We start from the raw sequence: 23,549 nt of genomic DNA, 5'->3' as shown, positions 1-23,549 counted from the left end.
ATAGGGAATAGTTGTGGTAAATGCGAATTTAATCTAATTTTAAAAATAAAGGACAGTAAAGTGAAGGTGACAAAGTGATAGAATTTAAAAATGTAGTGAAAAAATATGGAGACAAAACTGCAGTCGATGACATCAGTTTTAATATAAAGGAAGGCGAATTTTTTGTGTTAATTGGTCCTTCAGGTTGCGGAAAAACAACGACCTTAAAAATGGTCAATCGCTTAATTTCTTTATCTGAAGGGTATATTTATTTTAATAATAAACCAATTAGTGATTATTCTATTTATGAAATGCGTTGGGATATTGGCTATGTACTGCAACAAATCGCACTTTTCCCCCATATGACAATCAAAGAGAATATCGCACAAGTGCCACAAATGAAAAAGTGGAAAGAAAAAGATATTAATCACCGTGTGGATGAATTATTGGATATGGTCGGTTTAGAACCTGAATTATATAAAAATCGTAAACCAGATGAGTTATCAGGGGGACAGCAGCAACGTGTTGGGGTGGTTCGTGCATTAGCCGCCGATCCACCAGTAATATTAATGGATGAGCCATACAGTGCGCTAGATCCTATTAGCCGTGAAAAGTTACAAGATGATTTAATTGAATTACAACAAAAAATTAAAAAAACGATTATTTTCGTAACTCATGACATTCAAGAAGCAATGAAACTGGGTGACCGTATTTGTTTATTAAATGAAGGGCGAGTTGAACAAATTGATACGCCAGAAGGTTTTATTAAAAATCCTAAAAATGACTTTGTGAAGCAGTTTATGGGAGATAAAGTGAAACGTACGGTTAATGATATGAAATTATCAGAACTGGTTAGTAATTTACCAAACAATAAATCAGAGATGTCTCATGAAAGTTATCCTGTCGTTCAGAGTGATTATTTTGTACATGATATTTATGAGTATCTAATTGACCATGAAGCAATTATTGTCGATGATGAAGCAACTTCTGCGCAGCATGTGCTAAAACGTGAAGATATATTTAAAGTTTTGTCAGAAGGCAAAGGAGGTCATAATGGATGAATGAATTCATTAACACTCTTGTAGAGCGCAAAGGTCAATTATTAACTACGATTTTCGAGCATATGCAAATATCTTTTATTGCTTTATTAATAGCGACTCTGATTGGTGTTCCATTAGGTATTCTACTAACAAAAACACGTAAACTTTCTGAAGTAGTGATGAATATTGCAGCTATACTACAAACGATACCATCACTTGCTTTACTTGGTTTGATGATACCACTATTTGGTATAGGTAAGGTGCCTGCAGTGATTGCTTTAGTTGTCTACGCACTACTGCCTATTTTGAGAAATACATACACAGGTATTAACGAAGTTGATGCATCGTTAATAGAAGCAGCAAAAGGTATAGGTATGAAGCCAGGGCGCCGATTGAGTAAAGTAGAATTACCTATTGCGATGCCCGTAATTATGGCGGGTATTCGTACAGCTATGGTATTAATCATTGGTACGGCAACATTAGCAGCTTTAATTGGTGCAGGTGGTTTAGGTGACCTTATATTATTAGGTATTGATAGAAATGATACGTCGTTAATACTTATAGGTGCCATTCCAGCGGCCTTGCTCGCAATCTTATTTGATTTAGCCTTGCGCTTTATGCAAAAAATGTCATACAAAAAATTGCTGATATCATTAGGTGCCATCGTAATGATTTTACTATTATTTATAATTGGTCCTATGTTAGCGCAAAAAGGGGATAAAGTGACGTTAGCAGGTAAACTAGGTTCAGAACCTTCAGTGATTACCAATATGTATAAGATCTTAATTGAAGAAGAAACAGACCATACTGTTGAAGTTGAAGACGGATTGGGTAAAACAGCATTCTTATTTAACGCCCTAAAATCAGATGATATAGATGGTTACCTTGAATTTACGGGGACAGTGCTCGGTGAATTAACGAAAGAAGATTTAAAATCTAAGCAAGAAGACAAAGTATACGAACAAGCTAAATCGAGTCTAGAAAGTAAATATGATATGACGATGTTAAAACCAATGGAATACAATAATACGTATGCTTTAGCAGTGAAAAAGGATTTTGCTGAAGAACATGATATTAAAACGATTGGTGATTTAAATAAAGTCAGTGGCAAAATCAAGCCTGGCTTTACATTAGAATTTAATGATCGTGAGGATGGATATCCCGCAGTGAAAAAAGCATATGACCTTGATTTAGGAGACGTCAAAACGATGGAACCTAAGTTACGTTATCAAGCGATTGAAAGTGGCGATATCAATTTAATAGACGCATATTCAACAGATGCAGAATTAAAACAATATGATATGGTCGTCCTAGAAGATGATAAAGATGTCTTTCCACCATATCAAGGTGCGCCTATGTTTAAAGAATCTTATTTAGAAGAACATCCAGAGATTAAAGCACCACTAAACAAACTAGCAGGTAAAATCTCAGATGAAGAAATGCAACAAATGAACTACAATGTAACCGTGAAAAAAGAAGACCCATATGAAGTTGCAAAAGCATATCTAGAAAAACATAACTTAATAGATTAAACGTTAACCATTTTTATACGGGTTCGGATAATGAGCGCTTCATTGATCTGAACTCGTGTTTTATTATTTGCAAACTAAACTGATTGATGAGGACACATTGATTTTAAACTATTATTGGGTTTATAATAGTTATTAAGTTTTGAAATTTCTGTAAATTTAAGGAGGCCCGAAGCAACAATGAAAAAGCAAATTGAACAATTATCAGCATATGAACCAGGTTTATCGCCTAGAGCATTAAAGGAAAGTTATGGGATTGAAGGTGAATTATATAAATTAGCTTCAAATGAAAATTTATATGGTCCGTCACCAAAAGTTAATGAGGCGATTCAAGCACATTTAGATGAATTGCAATTTTATCCTGAAACCGGTTCTCCATTAATTAAAGAAGCAATTAGTAAGCATTTAAATGTTGATGCATCACGCATATTATTCGGGGCAGGACTAGACGAAGTCATTTTAATGATTTCACGTGCGGTACTCACTCCTGGAGATAAAATAGTAACAAGTGAAATGACATTTGGACAGTATTATCATAATGCAACTGTAGAAGCTGCAAATGTAGCACAAGTACCGATGCAAGATGGATGTTTTGATTTAGAAGGTATTTTAGCAGAGATTGACGATAATACGAAACTCGTATGGTTATGTAATCCGAATAATCCCACAGGCACATATTTTACGCATGAAGAATTACAACATTTCTTAACACGTGTACCGAGACATGTCCCAGTGATTATAGACGAAGCCTATGTAGAATTTGTAACTGCGGAGGATTTCCCTAATACATTAGCGTTACAAGAACAATTTACAAATGCGTTTTTATTACGCACATTTTCTAAAGCATATGGTTTAGCAGGCATGCGTATCGGTTATGTAGTTGCAGCTAAAGAAGCGATTGAAAAATGGAATATTATACGTCCGCCATTTAATGTAGGGCGTTTATCTGAATATGCAGCGTTGGCAGCATTAGAAGATCAAGAATACTTAACATCTATTCGCGAACATAACGCGCAAGAGAGAGCAAAATTCTTTGAATTAGCTGTAAGTGATAGATTTTATCCAAGCCAAACAAACTTTGTCTATATCAATACAGACAAACCGCATGATTTATATGAAGCATTTTTAAATGTTGGCTGTATTACAAGAGAATTTCCTAAAGGGATTCGAGTGACAATCGGTTTTCCAGAACAAAATGATAAAATGATCGAAGTACTTAAAAGTTTTGAATTTTAATCAATGATGATGACGTTCAACGAGACTAAAATGTGTATGGAAAGATAAATATAATAAACTAATTCATTTAAGATGCTGAGAAGTGTTGTGTAAATAGCATTTAACATGGTTTGAATTATATTTATAAGTACAATTTTGGTTTAGTTGAACGTTATTTGCTATACTTAGAAGTGAAAAAAGGAGTTATATGTAGTCGCTTTTTACATAGTGTTCAGGCTATATATAATAAAGATTGAAGCTATTGAAAAGGGAGTAGAGTAGTAAATGACGAGAAAATCGATTGCTATTGATATGGATGAGGTGCTTGCTGATACAGTAGGTGCATTACTTGATGACGTGAATAAACGTACGGATTTAGGAATTACATATGAGATGTTAGACGGAATAAAGTTGAGACATGCAATGCCTGAGCATGATGGATTACTAACAGAAATTTTAAGCGAACCTGGCTTTTTCAGAAGATTACAAGTTATGGACGATGCACAAGATGTAGTTAAAAAACTAACTGAACATTATGATGTATATATCGCAACTGCGGCAATGGATGTACCGACTTCATTTCATGATAAATATGATTGGTTAAGACACTTCTTCCCATTTTTAGACCCTCAGCATTTTGTATTTTGTGGTCGAAAAGACATTGTTAAAGCAGATTATTTAATTGATGATAATCCAAGACAGTTAAGCATATTTACAGGAACATCGATTATGTATACTGCAACGCACAATATCAACGATGACAGATTTGATCGTGTGAATAATTGGAAAGATGTTGAAAATTATTTCCTAGGAGATAGTGAGTACAACATTTAATCTTTCAAGTGTTTGCATTTGATATGTGAATTTTAGATATAAATATATAACAAAATACCCTTGCTTAAAAAAAACACCAATCCATTCATTTTTGATGGATTGGTGTTTTCTATTTAAAATATTATGATTTTAAAAATGCATGTTTGCCTGTAATTTAAATCATAATGTTAAAGCTTAATTATTCAGATTCAGTATCGTTCGCTTGTTTCTCTTCTGGCAGTGTCAGTATTTGAATTGCATTTGGCACAACTTCTATTTGAAGCGGTGTTTTTAAGCCAATCTCACCATCAATGTCAACTTTCATCTGTGGGTCCGTAGCGATGGTGATTTTCTTCGCTAATACATGTTTAATACCATCTGTCATATTATTCCAATTCATGCTGTCACGTTGTTTAAATATATCGTTTAATACACTTGTTCTTTCTTCTGTGAAGATAAAAGTATTTAAGTAACCATCATTAGGAGACAAGTCGGTTAAAGGTATACGACTGTCGCCTATAAAGGGGCCATTCGCTACCACAAGCATTGTGGTATTACCCTCAATTTCATTGTTATCGACAGTTATTTTATACTCAAAGTGTTCTGGATTAAGTAATGTTTTTACTGTAGAACCAACGTAACTTAGTTTTCCAAAGACATCTTTGTTACCGTTTTGTACGTTTTCAGCATTTTGTACAATAAGACCCATGCCTACAAAGTTTAAAGCATATTCATCATTAACTTTCATAACATCATAAGATTTTAATTCTGCTTCCTTGAGTTGTTCACTTGCTACTTTATGACGTGGATGTAAATTTAATGTTTTTACAAAATCATTAAAAGTCCCGCCTGGTATAATACCGATTGGGATATCGAGTTGGCTTTGCATCATCCCATTAACGAGTTCATTGACTGTGCCGTCGCCACCTAAAATAAAGATAATATCTACATCATCACTATAACTTTCCTCTTTTATTTTTTTACAATAGGTGATAATGTCTCCTTCATTTTCACTTAATTGGATAGATAGATGTTTACAAAATGTTGTAAGTGATGACGCAACATCTCCGAGTCCTCTATAAATATCTTTTATACCTGAGTGTTCATGGTAAAATAATACACCGTGTTTAAATTTTGATTGAGTCAATTCATTCACCATATTTCTTAGAATTTTGATTTCCTATTAAGTTTACCCGATTTTTAATAAAAATAAATAAAAAAGAACGAGATAGAAATCAAAATTTGAAAGTTGATTTCGTATTCCCGCTCCCACAAAGCTGACTAGATATCAGACAGCTACTGTACAAACTCAAATCATTAAACTATTATTTAACACCGCGCATACCTTTGATGATTTTTGGTACAAAGGCAAGGATGATCAAACTGACTACAATCGCGATTATTCCTAGGAATAGGAAATAATTTTTATAACCAAGTGGTTCAATAAGTTTTACTAACGTACCGTTAATGGCTTGAGCACATGCATTTGTTAATAACCATAAGCTCATCATTTGCGTGTTGAAGGCTTTAGGTGCAAGTTTTACTGCTGCACTATTACCAGTAGGTGATAAACATAATTCCCCAATAACACAAATAACATATGACAGGATAATCCAGTTCACACTTATCATTGCACCACCGGATGAAATGCCAATTAAGCCAATCATTATGTACGAAGCACCTGCTAAAAATGCACCTAAGACAAATTTCGTTGCTAGACTTGGCTGACGTCTTGCCATTTTAGCCCAAATAATTGAAAGTACTGGAGCAAGTAATACGATAAATAGAGGATTGATAGATTGGAACCAGGTTGGTCCAAAATCTGTTGTCCATCCAAATATATTTAATGACATGTCACTACTTTCAAGAGCGAAAATGTTAAGTACATTTGCACCTTGTTCTTGAATTGACCAGAAAACCACACCTAAAATAAATAAGGGTATGAAGGCTATTACACGTGAACGTTCATCAGATGTAACTTCTTTACTACGAATCATAATTGTAAAGTAAATGATAGGTAACGCGACCCCGAGTATCAATACAGTTGTACTTACAATGTTAAATGAAAGTGTTCCAGTTAATCCAGTGATGATTAATACGGCTGCAATAATTACGGTTGCAGCTGCGAATATCAGACTGTATTTCTTTTTCTCACTTTGATTTAAAGGATTCGTAGGTTTCGTTCCTACATCACCAATATTTTTCTTGTTGAAGATCATGTACCAAATTAAACCTAATGCCATACCTACAGCAGCAATTAAAAAGCCAGCATGGAAATCGGCTGATTTAACGAATTGATCTAATATTAATGGCGAAAGTAGTCCGCCTAAGTTTACAGACATATAGAATATAACAAATCCAGCATCCATACGTGTATCATTTTCAGGATATAGTCTACCTACGATATTAGAAATACTTGGTTTCATTAATCCTGAACCCACGATAATAAAGAACATGGATATAAATAAACCGACAATATCTAACGGTAAACTTAAGAATATATGGCCAATGATGATCAGTACACCACCATAGAATGTGGCTGAACGTGTACCGGTGATTCTATCAGATATCCAACCTCCAAGTACTGAAGTCATATAGATTAAAGCGCCATAAACAGCCATGACTGACTGTGCAGTACCCTTGTCCATACCGAGCCCGCCGTCTTTGATTGCGAAATACATATAAAAGATAAGTAACGCGCGCATCCCATAATAACTAAACCGCTCCCAAAATTCAACGAAAAATAAAACCCCTAGACCTTTCGGATGGCCAAAGAATCCTTTTTGTGGAATGGATTGAATGGCTTGGTCCTGGGTTTTGTCCTGATTTTGCATAAAAAATTCCCGTCCTTTCTTGCTCCCAATAAAAATGTATAAAATAGATTTTACTCCTAATAAAAATAAATTTCAATAATATTCTCACAATAACAATATTCGGAAGATTCAGTTAATTATTACAAATTATTTTAATTTGTTTTAATTTTAAAATATTAACATTAAGTTAAAGCTATTTATGTTGATTATGTGCGTAAAAAAGTAGTGGCACAATGAAGTACCACTACTCTTGTTTCAATCGTATTTAGTTTTAAATTTTTAGTAAACGCCTTTCATAGCACGTCTCACTTTTGGTGAAATAATCAGTAAGAGAATACCTATTACTACAGCAACTAGACCTGAATACATAAAGTAATCACTTTGATTTATCTTTGTATAGACTACAACAAGTTGAGCGTTAAGCCCTTGTGCTGTTGCATTACTTAGCATCCATAGGCTCATCATACGTGCGGTGAACGTTATTGGTGCAAGTTTAGTAGTTGTAGATAAACCTACTGGTGAGATACAAAGTTCACCAATCGTAATCAATAAGAAACTCAGTACAAGCCATAATGGATTAATAAGTGTGTTACCTGTAGCTAATGGAATAATCATGATTAAATAAGAGAAGCCCGCGATAATCGCCCCAATGGCAAATTTATGTACAGTAGGCGGGTTGTATTTCCCTAATTTCATCCAAAGTGTCGCGAAAATTGGCGCTAAGAGCACAATGAACACTGGATTTAATGACTGCGCCCATGCTGCAGGTATTGAAAAATCAATCAAGCCGTTTGTTAAAACAGACATTTCTAATTGAGTTTTTTTATCTGCAAATGTTGCAAGTATCGTTGAACCCTGTTCTTGAATCATCCAGAATGCAACAGATGTGATGTATAAAGGCACGTAACTATAAACACGTGAACGTTCATCTTTCGTTATATTCTTACTTAATATCATATTAAGGAATATGTATACCGGTAATACAATACCTAACAATGTAATTAAGAAACTAAAGTTACCTAATGTTAGCGCATTATTTAAATGTAAGATCCACAAATATATTAAGAATAAAACGATAACGCCAACAGTAATAAGTACGAATTTTTTGATTTCTGGTCTTGTTAACGGGATTGGCACATTGCGTCCAGCTAACCCTAAATTCTTCTTACGTTTGATTGCATAAACGACTAGACCCAAAAACATTCCAATTGCTGCTGCTAAGAAACCAGCATGGAAACTGATTCTAGTTTGCAATAACCCAGTAATAAAAGGCGCTAATAAAGCCCCTAAATTAATCCCCATGTAAAATAACGTAAATGCTGCATCGCGTCTTGGATCATTACGATCGTATAATTCACCAACAGTAGCAGAGATATTTGGTTTTAATAACCCAGTACCTGCGATAATTAGAAGTAAAGCTATCATTACTAATGTTAAGTTCCCTGGAATTGATAATAAGATATGTCCAAGCATGATAAGGAACCCACCATAAAAGACGGCATCTTGCGTCCCGGTAATCCGGTCTGCAATCCAGCCTCCGATAACACCAGACATATAAATTAAAGTTCCGTATATAGCAACAATTTGCATAGCAACTGCTTGGCTGAGGCCGAACCCACCGTCAGCTACACTATAATATAAATAGAAAATTAATATGGCTTTCATACCATAATAACTGAATCTCTCCCAAAACTCAGTCAAGAATAGTGTGCTTAGTCCTTTTGGATGTCCGAAAAAACCTTTGTTTGGAATGCTTTTCATGATTTCTTCGTGACTGTGATAATCTTTTTTCATAATTTCCCTCCCCTTAAATGGTTGGATTTATTCTATACTGTTTTCATAAAAAAAACAAGTGTGTCCCTGAATTATTCAAATATAAGTAAATTTTACACTATATACTTAAAAAGTATAAAAAGAGCTTAGATATGTATATGAAAATAAGGTGGGAATGTCATATTAAAATTTTTATTTTCATGATTTGTGCCCTCGAAAAACGTAAAAAAACCATCGACTAAGTTAAATCAATTAGTCGATGGTTTAATGGAGGAAGACATGTATTTATGTCTCGAAATTTCAATGAGTGTATGTGAGGAGTAGATATAATAAAATGAAGTCTATTATCTATTATCTATTTTCTCTGGATAAAGGTCATGATTCATTAAACGATGTTCTGCCATTTTTTCATATTTAGAATCGGGACGACCATAGTTGGTATATGGGTCTATTGAAATACCACCACGTGGCGTGAATTTGCCCCAAACTTCAATATAATGTGGATCCATTAGATCAATCAAATCATTCATTATAATGTTCATACAGTCTTCATGGAAGTCGCCATGGTTTCTAAAACTAAATAAATAGAGTTTTAACGATTTAGATTCTACCATTTTAATATTAGGAATATAAGAAATATAAATTGTTGCAAAATCAGGTTGTCCCGTAATAGGACAGAGTGAAGTGAATTCTGGGCAATTGAACTTCACAAAATAATCACGACCTGGGTGTTTGTTATCAAATGATTCTAGAACATCAGGTCTATAATCAAAATCATATTTATTATTTTGATTACCTAATAACGTAATATCTTCTAATTCTTCTCTCTTGCGTCCTTCAGTCATTGCATATCGCTCCTTTAGCGTTTAGGTTTTTGTTTTTCTTTTTGAATAGTAATTGGTTGTCGACGTGCTTTTTCAAACATATAGTAACTGGCACCTATAATAATAAGATAGCCTAAGATAGCGAATGAATCTGGTGTTTCACCGAATAATATAAAACCAAATGCTGCGGTAAATATAATAGATGCATATGTGAATATTGAAATATCTTTAGCTGGCGCGTAACTATAGGCCAATGTTATGCCAATTTGTCCTGCAGCAGCTGCTAATCCTGCACCGATTAAATAAACAACTTGCATCATAGACATTGGTTCAAATGTAAACACAGTAAAAGGTATCAATACTATAATAGAAAAGAATGAAAAATAAAATACAATAGTATAGGGCGCTTCACGTGTACTCAATGCTCTGACACACGTATAAGCGCTTGCTGCAAAAATACCAGAGAATAACCCGCCCAAAGCAGGAATCATGGTGGAGGAGAATTCTGGTTTAACAACAAACAACATACCAAAAATGGCTACAATCATAGCTACAAATTGGTAATTACGTACTTTCTCATTTAAGAAGATAATACTTAGTAGTATCGTCCAAAATGGATTGAGCTTCATTAACGTATCTGCATCACTTAACAGCATGTGATCGATAGCGTAGATATTAAGTAACACACCAATCAAACCCAATGTAGAACGAGAAATCAATAAAGGTTGACTACTTAATTTGCCAAATAATGGCTGTTTATACTTTAAAATAAAATATAATGGTATAAACATTGCTACTAAATTTCGAGCGAGAGACTTTTGAAATACAGGCAAGTCACCAGCTAATCGGAAGAAGACAGTCATAAAACTAAAGCCAACTGCTGAAACTAAGATAGCAATGATACCTTTAACTTTAGGATTCACATGTATCGCCTCAATTTTTAATTTTTAACGTATTCATATTAGCATAGATGCTCTGAAGATGTATATATGGTTGAAAGTTGAAGGAAAGTATATTAACATATAAATACGAACAAATGTTCTATTTATTTGGATGAATCTTATACTTATAAGATTCTAATATATGATAGTTATACATTGTATTTCGCACAATGTATAAAGCGATTTTGTGTAAAAGACGACACATCAAGCATTGCAAGATTTTTAAGAAAAGCAAATAATCAAACCATAAAATCACAAAAAAATATTTTTTGATTCGTGAATATCACTTTAAGGTTGAATTGGTGCCATTTCTATTGATTATTCAACATTTTGTCGCAAATAAAAGCCTTTTAATAATCTTCTGAGTTATGTATAATGAAACACATAATATAGTATTGATGACCAGGATAAAACACAATATATAGTGTTTTGCTACGTGGTCAATTTATTTATAATAAATCAAAATTTATGTAAAATCACACTGTTTTAGGCTTTTAAATATGACAAATCAAGCATTAATACTTAATTATTGAGTTTTTACATAACTACATATAGATATAGAAATTACTATATATTGTGGTTACCTCTAGAAGTTAAGTTGTTTTGATTTTTCAAAGCGCATTTAAGTATAATATATGATTTTATCATAATAAGATAAATATTTTTAGAAAGTAGGTGATCCGATGAAGGTTGTATATTTTTCATTTTCTGGCAATGTGCGTAGATTCATAAAACGAACTGAACTTACCAACGTAATGGAAATTACACAAAATAATTGTTCTGAAAGAATGGATGAGCCTTTCATATTGGTCACTGGAACAATAGGATTTGGTGAAGTACCGCCACCTGTTCAGTCATTTTTAGATATTAATCACGACTTATTACAAGCTGTTGCAGCTAGCGGAAACCGAAACTGGGGCCAAAATTTTGCAAAAGCTGGACGATCTATTTCGGAACGATATCATGTTCCATTATTAATGAAGTTTGAATTACATGGCACAACGAACGAGATAAGCGAATTTAAAGATAAGGTGGGGCATTTCAATGAAGATTATGGACGAGAAGAAATACAATCATATTGAATTAAATAACGAAGTTACCAAGCGTAAAGAGAATGGGTTTTTTGATTTAGAAAAGGATCAAGAAGCATTAACAGTCTATCTAGAAGAGATACAGGATAAGACGATTTATTTTGATACTGAACTTGAACGTCTTCACTATCTCGTTGATAATGATTTCTATTTTGATGTATTTGCAAAATATTCAGTAGCGGACCTAGAAGAAATCACTGATTATGCTAAAAGCATTCCATTCAATTTTGCGAGTTACATGTCCGCAAGTAAGTTTTACAAAGATTATGCATTGAAAACGAATGACAAAAGCCAATATTTAGAAGACTACAAGCAACACGTAGCGATTGTTGCATTATATTTAGCAAACGGCCATAAAGCCACAGCTAAACAGTTTATTTCTGCAATGGTTGAACAACGTTATCAACCTGCAACGCCAACATTCTTAAACGCTGGACGTGCACGTCGTGGAGAACTTGTATCTTGTTTCTTACTTGAAGCAGACGATAGTTTAAACTCAATTAACTTCATAGATTCTACAGCCAAACAATTAAGCAAAATTGGTGGCGGTGTTGCTATCAACTTGTCTAAATTACGTGCGCGCGGTGAAGCAATCAAAGGTATTAAAGGTGTAGCAAAAGGTGTACTACCTGTTGCAAAATCACTTGAAGGCGGCTTTAGTTACGCAGATCAACTAGGACAACGTCCAGGCGCTGGAGCAGTATATTTAAATATCTTCCACTATGACGTTGAAGAATTTTTAGATACGAAAAAAGTAAACGCTGATGAAGATTTGCGTTTATCTACAATATCAACAGGTTTAATTGTTCCGTCTAAATTCTTTGATTTAGCAAAAGAAGGTAAAGACTTCCATATGTTTGCACCACATACAATCCATAAAGAATATGGTGTCACATTAGATGATATTGATCTTGATGAATATTACGATGAACTTGTTGCAAATCCAAATATTGATAAAAAGAAAAAAGATGCACGTGACATGTTAAATACAATTGCTCAAACACAATTACAATCTGGTTATCCTTACTTGATGTTTAAAGACAATGCTAATAAAGTTCACGCTAACTCAAATATTGGCCAAATTAAAATGAGTAACTTATGTACTGAAATTTTCCAATTACAAGAAACATCAATCATTAATGATTATGGTACAGAAGATGAAATTAACCGTGACATCTCTTGTAACTTAGGCTCATTAAATATCGTTAACGTAATGGAATCAGGTAAATTCAAGAATTCTGTACACACAGGTATGGACGCATTAACTGTAGTAAGCGATGAAGCAGACATTCAAAATGCGCCAGGTGTAAGAAAAGCAAATAGTGAATTACATTCAGTTGGTTTAGGTGTAATGAACTTACATGGTTATTTAGCGAAAAATAAAATTGGCTATGAGTCTGAAGAAGCAAAAGACTTTGCTAACATCTTCTTTATGATGATGAACTATTATTCTATTGAACGTTCAATGGAAATTGCTAAAGAAAGACAAGAAACTTATAAAGACTTTGATAAATCAGATTATGCTAATGGTAAATATTTTGAATTCTATACTTCACAAACATTCGAAGCGAAATTTGAAAAAGTACGCAAGCTATTTGATGGTTTAGAGATACCATCTCCAGAAGATTGGAAAGCATTGCAAAAAGAAGTTGAAGCAAATGGTTTATTCCATGCATATCGTTTAGCGATTGCACCAACACAAAGTATTTCTTATGTACAAAATGCGACAAGCTCTGTTATGCCAATCGTTGATCAAATTGAACGTCGTACTTATGGTAATGCTGAAACATTTTATCCTATGCCTTTCTTATCACCAGAAACTATGTGGTACTATAAGTCAGCATTTAATACAGATCAAATGAAATTAATCGATTTAATCTCAACGATTCAAACACACGTGGACCAAGGTATTTCTACAATTCTTTATGTTAATTCAGAAATATCTACACGTGAACTGTCTCGACTATATGTTTATGCGCATCACAAAGGATTAAAATCGTTATATTATACTAGAAATAAACTGTTAAGCGTTGAAGAATGTACAAGTTGTTCGATATAAGATTTTAAGTAACGGATAAGCAAAGTGGTTTTTACAAGCAGCCTAGTCTTTTATATAGATTAGGCTGTAAATCACTGCTTAATTAAATTTTTACTAGATAGGGGAATTTATCTAAATGAAAGCAGTCAATTGGAATACGCAAGAAGACATGACAAATATGTTTTGGCGACAAAATATTTCACAAATGTGGGTAGAAACAGAATTTAAAGTATCAAAAGATATTGCAAGTTGGAAGACTTTATCTGATGCAGAAAAGAACGCCTTCAAAAAAGCTTTAGCAGGTTTAACAGGACTGGACACACATCAAGCGGATGATGGCATGCCACTTATCATGTTACACACAACAGATTTACGTAAAAAAGCAGTCTACTCATTTATGGGTATGATGGAACAAGTCCATGCTAAAAGTTATTCACACATCTTTACAACGTTACTACCTTCCAGTGAAACGAACTATTTATTAGATAAATGGGTTATAGAAGAACCGCATTTAAAATATAAATCAGATAAAATTGTAAATAACTACCACAAACTTTGGGGCAAAGATGCATCTGTATATGATCAATACATGGCACGTGTTTCAAGTGTATTTTTAGAAACATTCTTATTCTATTCTGGTTTCTATTATCCACTGTACCTTGCAGGACAAGGAAGAATGACAACATCGGGTGAGATTATACGTAAAATCTTATTAGATGAATCTATTCACGGTGTATTTACAGGTATGGATGCACAAAGTATGCGTAATGAACTGTCAGAAAGTGAAAAACAACAAGCAGATCAAGACATGTATAAGTTGTTAGATGACTTGTATAAAAACGAAGTAGCATACACACATTCACTATATGATGAAGTAGGTATAGCAGAAGACGTGTTAAATTATGTTAGATATAATGGTAATAAAGCATTAGCTAATTTAGGCTTTGATTCATACTTTGAAGAAAAAGAATTTAACCCAATTATTGAAAATGCATTAGATACTTCAACGAAAAATCATGACTTTTTCTCAGTTAAAGGTGACGGTTACACATTAGCGTTGAATGTTGAAGCATTAAAAGATGAAGACTTTATATTTGAAGATTAAAATAAATTTGGTGCAGATATGTAATTTGATTTAGTCTGTTTAGGACTGTATCGATAGCATGATGTCACAAGATAATACTAGGAACAATGCTTCCTATTTTAAGAGCTGCTAGATTTTCCGAAGGGGGAATCTGGTGGCTTTTTGTTTGGTGAAAAGTAATTTGAAAGAACATTTTTTTACTTAACTTACGAATACTTTTACTAAAATGGCCTATTGCTATTGAATTTACCGCCAAAAATGTTAAAATTTTAATATAACTATTGATAATGATTATCAAAACCAATAGTGTTTGTGAATTCATTGTACATCGAAAGGATTAGGTTACCTCATTATGAAATTCTTACTTAATGGTATTGTCCTATTTATCATTTTATTATTATTAACTATCCTTTCTCTATTTATTGGTGTCAGTAACGTTTCAATTACAGACATATTCCACTTATCTAAAGAGCAAATAAATATTATTGTATCTAGTAGGATACCGAGAACGGTGAGTATATTAATTTCTGGAAGTACGTTGGCACTTGCAGGATTGATTATGCAGCAAATGATGCAAAATAAATTTGTAAGTCCAACAACTGCTGGAACGATGGAGTGGGCTAAGTTAGGTATTTTAATATCGCTGATACTATTTCCAGAAGCAAATATCATTATTAAATTAGTATTTGCAGTCACACTAAGCATCGGGGGCACGTTCCTGTTTGTGAAATTAGTCCAATATATTCGATTTACTGATGTTATTTTTATCCCACTATTAGGGATTATGCTTGGTGGTATCGTTTCTAGTTTTGCTACATTTATTGCCTTAAGAACAAATGCAGTACAAAGTATCGGAAACTGGATGAATGGGAATTTTGCCATCATTACAAGTGGAAGATACGAAATATTATACTTAAGCATCCCTTTATTAGTACTTACATATATATTTGCGAATCAATTTACGATTGCTGGAATGGGGAAAGATTTTAGTAATAATCTAGGTGTTAATTATGAAAAAATAATAAACGTCGGTTTATTTATTACTGCAACAATAACTGCTTTAGTAGTAGTGACAGTTGGAACGCTTCCGTTTTTAGGTTTAATTGTTCCAAATATTGTCTCTATATTTAGAGGAGATCATTTAAAAAACGCATTGCCACATACAGCAATGTTAGGTGCTATTTTTGTAATGTTTTCAGATATAATCGGCAGAGTCATTGTATATCCTTATGAAATCAATATAGGATTAACAATTGGTGTTTTTGGCACTATTATTTTTATAATCTTGCTGATGAAAGGACGACATAACTATGCAAACTAGCCCTAAAACAAAACTATCCATTTTATTTGTAGTAACAGTGATAGCTGCAGCGCTTTACCTTGTGATAGGCATAGATTTTGATATTTTCCAATACCAATTTTCTAGTCGATTAAGAAAACTGATACTCATGATATTAGTCGGAGCCGCAATCGCAGCCTCAGTAGTGATATTCCAAGCGATTACAAGTAACCGGTTATTAACACCTTCAATTATGGGACTTGATTCTGTATACATGTTTGTGAAGGTCCTAATCGTATTTGCATTTGGCGTACAATCTGTATTTGTTACTAACTTGTATCTCAGCTTTGCAATTTCACTGATAGTGATGATTGTATTTTCATTACTTTTATTTCAAGGTATCTTCAGGATTGGTGATGTTTCCGTTTATTTCATCCTACTCGTAGGGGTTATACTCGGCACATTTTTCAGAAGTATTACTGGATTTTTAGAATTAATTATAAATCCAGAAGATTTCTTGGCTGTACAAAGCTCCATGTTCGCAAACTTTGACGCATCCAATAGTAAATTAGTAACGCTCTGTGGTGTCATATTAGTTATTCTCATTTTGATTACGATGCGGGCCATACCATATTTAGATGTGCTTTTATTAGGAAAAGATCAGGCAATCAATTTAGGTATTTCATATAAAACGTTAACGAGATTATTGCTAATACTCGTTTCAGTGCTTGTATCTATTTCAACAGCACTTGTTGGTCCAATTACATTTTTAGGATTATTAACTGTTAACTTAGCACATGAATTGATGAAGACATATGAACATAAATACATATTACCGGCAACAATTTTGATGAGTTGGTTAAGTCTATTCATAGCACAAGGTGTAGTAGAGAATTTATTCCAAGCAACGACGCAAGTAAGTATAATTATTGATTTAGTAGGTGGAAGTTACTTCATTTATTTATTAATAAAAAGGAGACATGCGAATTGATACGAGTACAAGGGCTTAATAAAAATATTCAAGACAAAGAAATTTTAAAAGATATTAATGTTGATATAAATAAAGGACGTCTAACTTCTATGATTGGACCAAATGGCGCTGGAAAAAGCACATTGTTAGCGGCAATTACGCGTTTAATGGACTTTGAAGATGGCTCTATAGAAATCGAAGGTAAATCAATTAGTGATTATAAAAGTAATGAATTAGCTAAAAAATTATCGATACTCAAACAATCCAATCATACAGAACTCAATATTACGGTAGAACAATTAGTTAATTTTGGGCGATTTCCATATTCTAAAGGACATCTAAAAAAAGAAGATAAAGAACAAGTTGAATATGCCTTGGAATTGCTACATCTTAAAGAGATTAGAAATCGCTACATAAAAACATTATCTGGTGGGCAACGTCAACGTGCGTATGTAGCAATGACTATAGCGCAAAATACAGATTATATCTTGTTAGATGAACCATTGAATAATCTTGATATGAAACATTCAGTTCAAATTATGCAAACATTACGACAACTTGCAAAAGATTTAAATAAAACTGTAATCGTTGTTATTCATGATATTAACTTCGCTTCATGTTATTCAGACGATATTATCGCGTTAAAAGATGGTGAAGTTGTCAAAGCAAGTACAAAAGATGAGGTTATTCAAACAGATACATTAAAATCGCTATATGACATGGATGTAAGAATTGAAGAAATCCGCGGTCAACGTATTTGTGTGTATTTCGATGAGCTAACAGCAACTCAAGATTTAGAGCTTGCATATTCAATGTAATTCCATTCGTAACATTTGAAGGGAGTGATGCAACTGTAACGTGGTTATACTTTTTAAGGGCATAAAAGGAATACATCATTAAGAAAATCAGGAGGAGTAAGAAACATGAAAAAATTATCTTTATTATTAGTTGTAGGTTTAATGTTTTTATTAGTAGCATGTAGTAATGGTGGATCAGAGGATAAAAAATCATCTGATGCAAAATCAGAAAGCGAAGATTCAAATAAAACTGTAAAAATTGAAAATAATTATCAGGCTAGTGGAGAAAAACGTGATGGCAGTGATGCTAAAACGGTTAAAGAAACGGTAGAAGTGCCTACAAATCCTGAAAATGCAGTTGTTTTTGATTATGGTACATTAGATACATTGAAAGAATTAGGACTTGAAGATAAAGTTAAAGCAGTTTCAAAAGGTGAAGGTGCTAAATCATTACCTGATTTCTTAAGCGAATTTAAAGATGAAAAATACTTAAACACAGGAAGCCTAAAAGAAGTTAATTTCGATAAAGTTGCAGAAGCTAAACCAGATGTAATTTATATTTCTGGCCGTACAGCAAACCAAAAAAATCTAGATGAATTCAAAAAAGCAGCACCAGATGCAAAAGTTGTATACGTTGGTGTTGACGATAAAGATGAAGTGAATTCAATGAAGAAAAACACTGAAAAATTAGGTAAAATTTACCAAAAAGAAGATGAAGCAAAATCACTTACTAAAAAATTAGATGATAAAATTGCTGGCATCAAAGAAAAAACAAAAGACTTAAAAGATCAAAAAGCATTATTCTTATTAGTTAACGAAGGTGAATTATCAACATACGGTGCTGGAGAAAGATTCGGTGCAATGATTTTTGATACAATGGGCTTCACAGCTGCAGATGAAAATATTAAGAGTAGTAAACATGGTCAAAACGTAACGAATGAGTATATAGCAGAAAAAAATCCTAATATCATCTTTGCCATGGACCGTGGACAAGCAATTGCTGGTAAGTCAACAGCTGAACAAGCCTTAGGTAATGACGTTATCAAAAATGTAGATGCTATAAAAGAAGACAAAGTTTATGAATTAGATCCAAAACTTTGGTATTTCGCAAGCGGTTCAACAACTACTGCAATTAAACAAATTGAAGAAGTAGAAAAAGCGCTTGAAAAATAATATTTAAAAGGATAACCGTGGGGGATACAATTCCTTTCAGAAAGTCGACAAAGTCTTATGGCTTTGTCGACTTTTTTATGTTTCAAGAAGATAGTTTATAGTGGGTTGGAACTTTAGTCCCAACATTTTGTTTGTTATGCTAAATATGAATTGAGCAAGTAAGTAAAAATTCATTTTTAAAACTTGTATAATGAACTAAAGAAAAGGGGAGTGAAGTACATGATTTTAGATAACGTAAACCCAAGTGATTTATTTCCAACTGAGAAAAAGGGGCCAAATGTTTTAGGAACAATAGAATATTCAGTTCAAGGTTCTTCAGAATTTGAAGGTGCTTTTATCGCAACCAATGAACGTATTATTTTAAATGTTGATATGAATGGCGAATTTTATTATAGAAGTATTGCTTATAATGAGGTAGAACAAATTAGTTATGATGGTGAAAAAATTAATTTCACTTTCAATATTGGACCAATGCCAATGAATCAAATACAAAAAGGTGATGCAGAAGCCTTTGTCCAATTTGTAAAAGAACAAATAAAATAATATGAGAATTTTAAAATAAAGTACATAATGCCAAGCCACAAAGTTATTTCATACTCGTTTTCCTAAGCACAAGCATGCACTTGAAAATCAGTACAAGTCTATTTTAAATATAGAAAAGGTACTAATCCATTAAAATAACGGATTAGTACCTTTTTCAATTCATTGTTAAGCATTGCGCATGAAATTTATATAGAAAAATAAAGGTGATAATGATATTTACAACGATTATTAAAGTGACCATCGCACTTAGGACAGGCTTCAATCATCATATATTCATTAATTGTCATTTCATGTCGACACACACCACATAAAATTGCTTTTTCATTAAATTCACTAGAATCCCATCTTTTTATTTTATGTGATTCATGTTCATTATGACATTTATAGCAAGGATAGTATTTATCGCAACATTTAAATTTAATTGCGATAATATCTAATGGTGTTGGATAATGCGTGCAGCGTGCTTCATTGTCTACAGTAGAACCATATATGTTAATCATAATAAATTCTCCTAATTATCGTTTGGATGTTCGCCAATAATTCTAACTTCTCGATGCAATTCAACATCAAATTTTTCTTGTACTACTTTTTGAACATAGTGGATTAAATCTTCATAGTCTGTCGCGCTTCCATTGTCAACGTTCACCATAAAGCCAGCATGTTTCTTAGACACTTCCACGCCACCAATGCGATGACCTTGTAGCTCAGCATCTTGAATTAATTTACCGGCAAAGTGACCAGGAGGACGTTGGAATACACTACCACATGATGGGTATTCTAAAGGCTGTTTGGACTCTCTTCTTTCTGTTAAATCATCCATTTTTTCTTGGATATCTTGTTTGTTACCAGGCATTAAAGTGAATGCAGCTTCGAGAACGACTAAATGTTCTTTTTGAACGATACTATTGCGGTAATCTAACTCTAAATCGTTATTAGTTAAGGTGATGAGTTCACCTTTATCATTTACACACAGTGCATAGTCAATACAATCTTTGACTTCGCCACCATAAGCACCAGCATTCATAAATACAGCGCCTCCGATTGATCCTGGGATCCCACAAGCAAATTCTAAGCCAGTTAGTGCATGATCTCTAGCAGTGCGAGATACATCGATGATTGCTGCACCACTACCAGAAATAATAGCATCATCTGAAACGTCTATATAATCTAGTGATAGTAAGCTAATTACAATGCCTCTAATACCACCCTCACGAATAATAATATTTGAGCCATTGCCTAAATAAGTGACTGGGATATCATTTGTATATGCATAGTGAACGATAGATTGGACGTGTTCATTTTTGGTAGGCGATAAATAGTAGTCTGCCTGACCACCAGTTTCAGTATATGTATAACGTTTTAAGGGTTCATCTATTTTTATAATTTCTTTTGGAACAATTGCTTCTAATTCTTTTAAGATGTCATCTTTATGCAAGTCTAGAACATCCTTTCCTGTTGAATTCATTTTGTTTATTATACCAATGATTACCCGTCTTTGCTAAATAGTATAGCAATTTACTATAGATTTTATAAATTTTTCCAAATTTCAGGCTTTAAGATTAAATTTGTAAGCCATCATGGCTCATTTTAATAATGACTTGGGTTCTCTTTGTTTTGTTAATTGTTGAAATAGTATTTGTTTGTGATTTTCGTAATCACGAATTGTTACGTTATGATTTGCTAAGCGTTGCTTTTTAATACTAAAATGCTTAGCAATATGACTGTTTGTAGCCAGAAGGTGCTCCATTTTTAAAAAATCATTATAGAGTGGTGTGCCTTTTTGAATAATATGTAGTCGTGTAGTCTGTTTTAACTCAATAAGATTGTTAAATTGAGCCATGACTACTTTTTTCTTATATGGATGGTGCAATCTATAAAAGCCTACATAATTCAAACGTTTTTCATCTAAAAAAGTCACAACATGTAAATTATCAACCCCAACTAAAATATCCAATATAGACTCGGTAGGGTACATGAAGTGTCTTGTGCCTCCGATGTGATGTGTTGATTTAACAGGTGTATCCAATAAATTCAATAGAATGTTTAATGTTTCTGAGATGATTGTATCGCTGTGTGAAATGTCTGTTATTATCTTTAGTTATAAATAATTGTATGCTCGAATACATATAGGTTGACCACTCCTTTAAATGTTATTATATAACTGTTAAACTGTAAATTCTGAAACAATATATCATATATCATTTTCAAGTTAAATAAGTTTCTGTATAATATGGAATGATAAGGAGTTCAGAAATGAAAAAAATACTGTGCATTGTTTTAATAGTTTGTTTTTCTATTTCACTTACTGCCTGTAACAATAAAGGAGAAAACGAATTTAAAGATTTTGACAGTTCGTTAAATGACGTGAAAAATAAAGAAAAAGAACTAAGAAATGTTATGGATGACATACAATTACAACGTTTAGATAACTTAAGTAAGACAGATATGACAGATAAGAACAAGAAAGCATTTAATGATTTGCAAAATGAATTAAACAGCAAATTGATACCTAAACTTGAAGAATACGAAACAGCAGCAAAAAATTTACCAACGGATTCAAATGAAACAAAAGAACTTAAATCTAGTTATTTAGATTCAGTAAAAAAGAAAAAATCAGCTATCAATGAGTTGAGAACGTTTGTTGATTTGTGTAATCAATCGATTAAAGCGAATGAAGATATTTTAGAATACACTAAATTATTTGAGAAAAACAGATCACAAGTTGAGGACAACATACAAAAAGCTAGTAATACTGGTAATAGTACAGATGTTACTAATTTTAAAAACAAGTTAGAACAAAACAATAAAGACTTAAAAAACACTGCAGAAACAGAGGCTGATTCTACAGATTCAAATGAAATAAAACAATCTATTAATGAACAAATCATGCCATTAATTACTAAGCAAATTAGGGACTTGAATAAAGCTGAAATAACAGATGGCTATGTGAATGATGCTCGAAAAAATGCTATTGAGATGTATTATAGCTTGCAAAATTATTATGAAACAAGAGAAGAAACTATTGAAATTAGTGAGCAATTAGCGAAAATAGATTACAATAAATTACCTCGAAAAGGTGAAGAATTAGAACAGTTCGAAGCCGCTTTTAATAAGAAATATCAGCAAGTTAATGATAACTATAATTAATAGGTGTATTAGTGAAATTATAAGAATTTGGATAAACTGTTAACAATAAAAAGAGAATTGTGTATAATTGGAAACAATGATATGAGAATATCATGGAACTTTCACACTTGGGTGAGACTTAGGGTGTGTTAAATATTTTTAGAGGTGAATAGAATGGCTATAAAGCTGAGTTCGATTGACCAGTTTAAGCAAATTATTAAAGAAAACAAATATGCATTTGTATTGAAACATAGTGAAACATGTCCGATTTCAGCAAATGCAATTGACCAATTCAACAAATTTTTATACGAAAGAGATATGGATGGTTACTACTTAATCGTACAACAAGAGAGAGATTTATCTAACTATATAGAAGAACAGACAAATGTAAAACACGAATCACCACAAGCATTTTATTTTGTTGAGGGACAAGCAATTTGGAATGCAAGTCATGATAAAATTAATGTCGCTTCTTTAGCAAGCGCTGAAGAATAAAAACAAATTAAATTATATTTAGAAAC

Annotated in this window: 21 protein-coding genes and 1 pseudogene; 14 read left to right on the top strand and 8 right to left on the bottom strand. The window is 32.8% G+C overall.

Features of this window, described 5'->3' with window-relative positions; translation table 11 throughout:
• The first annotated feature begins 74 nt into the window (after positions 1-74).
• The 4 genes from M4L39_RS04780 to M4L39_RS04765 all read left to right on the top strand — a co-directional run bounded on the left by M4L39_RS04780 (position 75) and on the right by M4L39_RS04765 (position 4,597).
• Positions 75-1,040 (top strand): ABC transporter ATP-binding protein, encoded by a 966-nt coding sequence (locus tag M4L39_RS04780; protein ID WP_277581010.1) that lies wholly within the window; start codon positions 75-77, stop codon positions 1,038-1,040.
• Positions 1,037-2,551, top strand: coding sequence for an ABC transporter permease/substrate-binding protein (locus M4L39_RS04775; protein WP_277581009.1), 1,515 nt, complete (start codon positions 1,037-1,039; stop codon positions 2,549-2,551). Before M4L39_RS04780 ends, M4L39_RS04775 begins: the two co-directional genes overlap by 4 nt.
• A gap of 177 nt (positions 2,552-2,728) precedes the next feature.
• Positions 2,729-3,784, top strand: a complete 1,056-nt coding sequence (hisC, locus tag M4L39_RS04770) for a histidinol-phosphate transaminase (RefSeq protein WP_277581008.1) — start codon at positions 2,729-2,731, stop codon at positions 3,782-3,784.
• Positions 3,785-4,048: 264 nt separating this feature from the next.
• Positions 4,049-4,597, top strand: coding sequence for a 5' nucleotidase, NT5C type (locus tag M4L39_RS04765; protein WP_277581007.1), 549 nt, complete (start codon positions 4,049-4,051; stop codon positions 4,595-4,597).
• 178 nt (positions 4,598-4,775) lie between these two features.
• On the opposite strand, the gene M4L39_RS04760 is transcribed toward M4L39_RS04765, so the two are convergent.
• The 5 genes from M4L39_RS04760 to M4L39_RS04740 form a co-directional block, all read right to left on the bottom strand.
• Positions 4,776-5,735, bottom strand: coding sequence for a diacylglycerol/lipid kinase family protein (locus tag M4L39_RS04760; RefSeq protein ID WP_277581006.1), 960 nt, complete (start codon positions 5,733-5,735; stop codon positions 4,776-4,778).
• Positions 5,736-5,901: 166 nt separating this feature from the next.
• On the bottom strand, positions 5,902-7,410 hold the full coding sequence (locus tag M4L39_RS04755) for a peptide MFS transporter (RefSeq protein ID WP_277581005.1): 1,509 nt from the start codon (positions 7,408-7,410) through the stop codon (positions 5,902-5,904).
• Positions 7,411-7,668: 258 nt separating this feature from the next.
• Positions 7,669-9,183: a peptide MFS transporter gene (locus M4L39_RS04750; RefSeq protein ID WP_277581004.1), complete on the bottom strand. Its 1,515-nt coding sequence runs from the start codon at positions 9,181-9,183 to the stop codon at positions 7,669-7,671.
• Positions 9,184-9,506: 323 nt separating this feature from the next.
• The gene (gene queF / locus M4L39_RS04745) at positions 9,507-10,007 is read right to left on the bottom strand and encodes a preQ(1) synthase (protein ID WP_277581003.1); all 501 of its coding nucleotides are present in this window, start codon (positions 10,005-10,007) and stop codon (positions 9,507-9,509) included.
• A gap of 14 nt (positions 10,008-10,021) precedes the next feature.
• A complete protein-coding gene (locus M4L39_RS04740) occupies positions 10,022-10,909 on the bottom strand; it encodes a DMT family transporter (protein WP_277581002.1) in 888 nt (295 codons plus the stop codon).
• 701 nt (positions 10,910-11,610) lie between these two features.
• Between M4L39_RS04740 and nrdI the strand changes: the two genes are divergently transcribed.
• From nrdI to M4L39_RS04700, 8 genes are all read left to right on the top strand, one after another.
• Positions 11,611-12,009: a class Ib ribonucleoside-diphosphate reductase assembly flavoprotein NrdI gene (gene nrdI / locus M4L39_RS04735; protein WP_277581001.1), complete on the top strand. Its 399-nt coding sequence runs from the start codon at positions 11,611-11,613 to the stop codon at positions 12,007-12,009.
• Entirely contained in the window at positions 11,972-14,077 is a 2,106-nt protein-coding gene (gene nrdE, locus M4L39_RS04730; protein ID WP_277581000.1) for a class 1b ribonucleoside-diphosphate reductase subunit alpha, read from the top strand. Before nrdI ends, nrdE begins: the two co-directional genes overlap by 38 nt.
• Positions 14,078-14,192: 115 nt before the next feature.
• Complete coding sequence (gene nrdF, locus M4L39_RS04725) at positions 14,193-15,161, top strand: class 1b ribonucleoside-diphosphate reductase subunit beta (protein ID WP_277580999.1); 969 nt, start codon at positions 14,193-14,195, stop codon at positions 15,159-15,161.
• Between the two features lie 331 nt (positions 15,162-15,492).
• Positions 15,493-16,461 carry an ABC transporter permease gene (locus M4L39_RS04720; protein ID WP_277580998.1) on the top strand — a complete coding sequence of 323 codons (969 nt, stop codon included), beginning with the start codon at positions 15,493-15,495 and terminating at the stop codon, positions 16,459-16,461.
• Complete coding sequence (locus M4L39_RS04715; protein WP_277580997.1) at positions 16,451-17,410, top strand: iron chelate uptake ABC transporter family permease subunit; 960 nt, start codon at positions 16,451-16,453, stop codon at positions 17,408-17,410. Before M4L39_RS04720 ends, M4L39_RS04715 begins: the two co-directional genes overlap by 11 nt.
• Entirely contained in the window at positions 17,407-18,207 is an 801-nt protein-coding gene (locus M4L39_RS04710) for an iron ABC transporter ATP-binding protein (protein WP_277580996.1), read from the top strand. Before M4L39_RS04715 ends, M4L39_RS04710 begins: the two co-directional genes overlap by 4 nt.
• A 105-nt stretch (positions 18,208-18,312) precedes the next feature.
• On the top strand, positions 18,313-19,359 hold the full coding sequence (locus tag M4L39_RS04705; RefSeq protein WP_277580995.1) for a ferrated catecholamine ABC transporter substrate-binding lipoprotein SstD: 1,047 nt from the start codon (positions 18,313-18,315) through the stop codon (positions 19,357-19,359).
• A 219-nt stretch (positions 19,360-19,578) separates the two neighbouring features.
• The gene (locus tag M4L39_RS04700) at positions 19,579-19,902 is read left to right on the top strand and encodes a PH domain-containing protein (RefSeq protein WP_277580994.1); all 324 of its coding nucleotides are present in this window, start codon (positions 19,579-19,581) and stop codon (positions 19,900-19,902) included.
• A 185-nt stretch (positions 19,903-20,087) separates the two neighbouring features.
• On the opposite strand, the gene M4L39_RS04695 is transcribed toward M4L39_RS04700, so the two are convergent.
• From M4L39_RS04695 to M4L39_RS04685, 3 genes and pseudogenes are all read right to left on the bottom strand, one after another.
• Positions 20,088-20,402 (bottom strand): CHY zinc finger protein, encoded by a 315-nt coding sequence (locus tag M4L39_RS04695; protein ID WP_277580993.1) that lies wholly within the window; start codon positions 20,400-20,402, stop codon positions 20,088-20,090.
• An 11-nt stretch (positions 20,403-20,413) separates the two neighbouring features.
• Entirely contained in the window at positions 20,414-21,367 is a 954-nt protein-coding gene (gene murB / locus M4L39_RS04690; protein WP_431197648.1) for a UDP-N-acetylmuramate dehydrogenase, read from the bottom strand.
• A gap of 117 nt (positions 21,368-21,484) precedes the next feature.
• Positions 21,485-22,028 (bottom strand): annotated as a pseudogene (locus M4L39_RS04685) (GrpB family protein).
• A gap of 127 nt (positions 22,029-22,155) precedes the next feature.
• Here M4L39_RS04685 and M4L39_RS04680 point away from each other — a divergent pair.
• On the top strand, positions 22,156-23,049 hold the full coding sequence (locus M4L39_RS04680; protein WP_277580992.1) for an EMYY motif lipoprotein: 894 nt from the start codon (positions 22,156-22,158) through the stop codon (positions 23,047-23,049).
• Between the two features lie 153 nt (positions 23,050-23,202).
• Complete coding sequence (ytxJ, locus tag M4L39_RS04675; protein ID WP_277580991.1) at positions 23,203-23,523, top strand: bacillithiol system redox-active protein YtxJ; 321 nt, start codon at positions 23,203-23,205, stop codon at positions 23,521-23,523.
• Positions 23,524-23,549: the final 26 nt, after the last annotated feature.

It is taken from the genome of Staphylococcus equorum, assembly GCF_029531845.1.
GTDB classification, from domain to species: domain Bacteria; phylum Bacillota; class Bacilli; order Staphylococcales; family Staphylococcaceae; genus Staphylococcus; species Staphylococcus equorum_C.
This window is presented reverse-complemented; position numbering and strand designations above follow the sequence as displayed.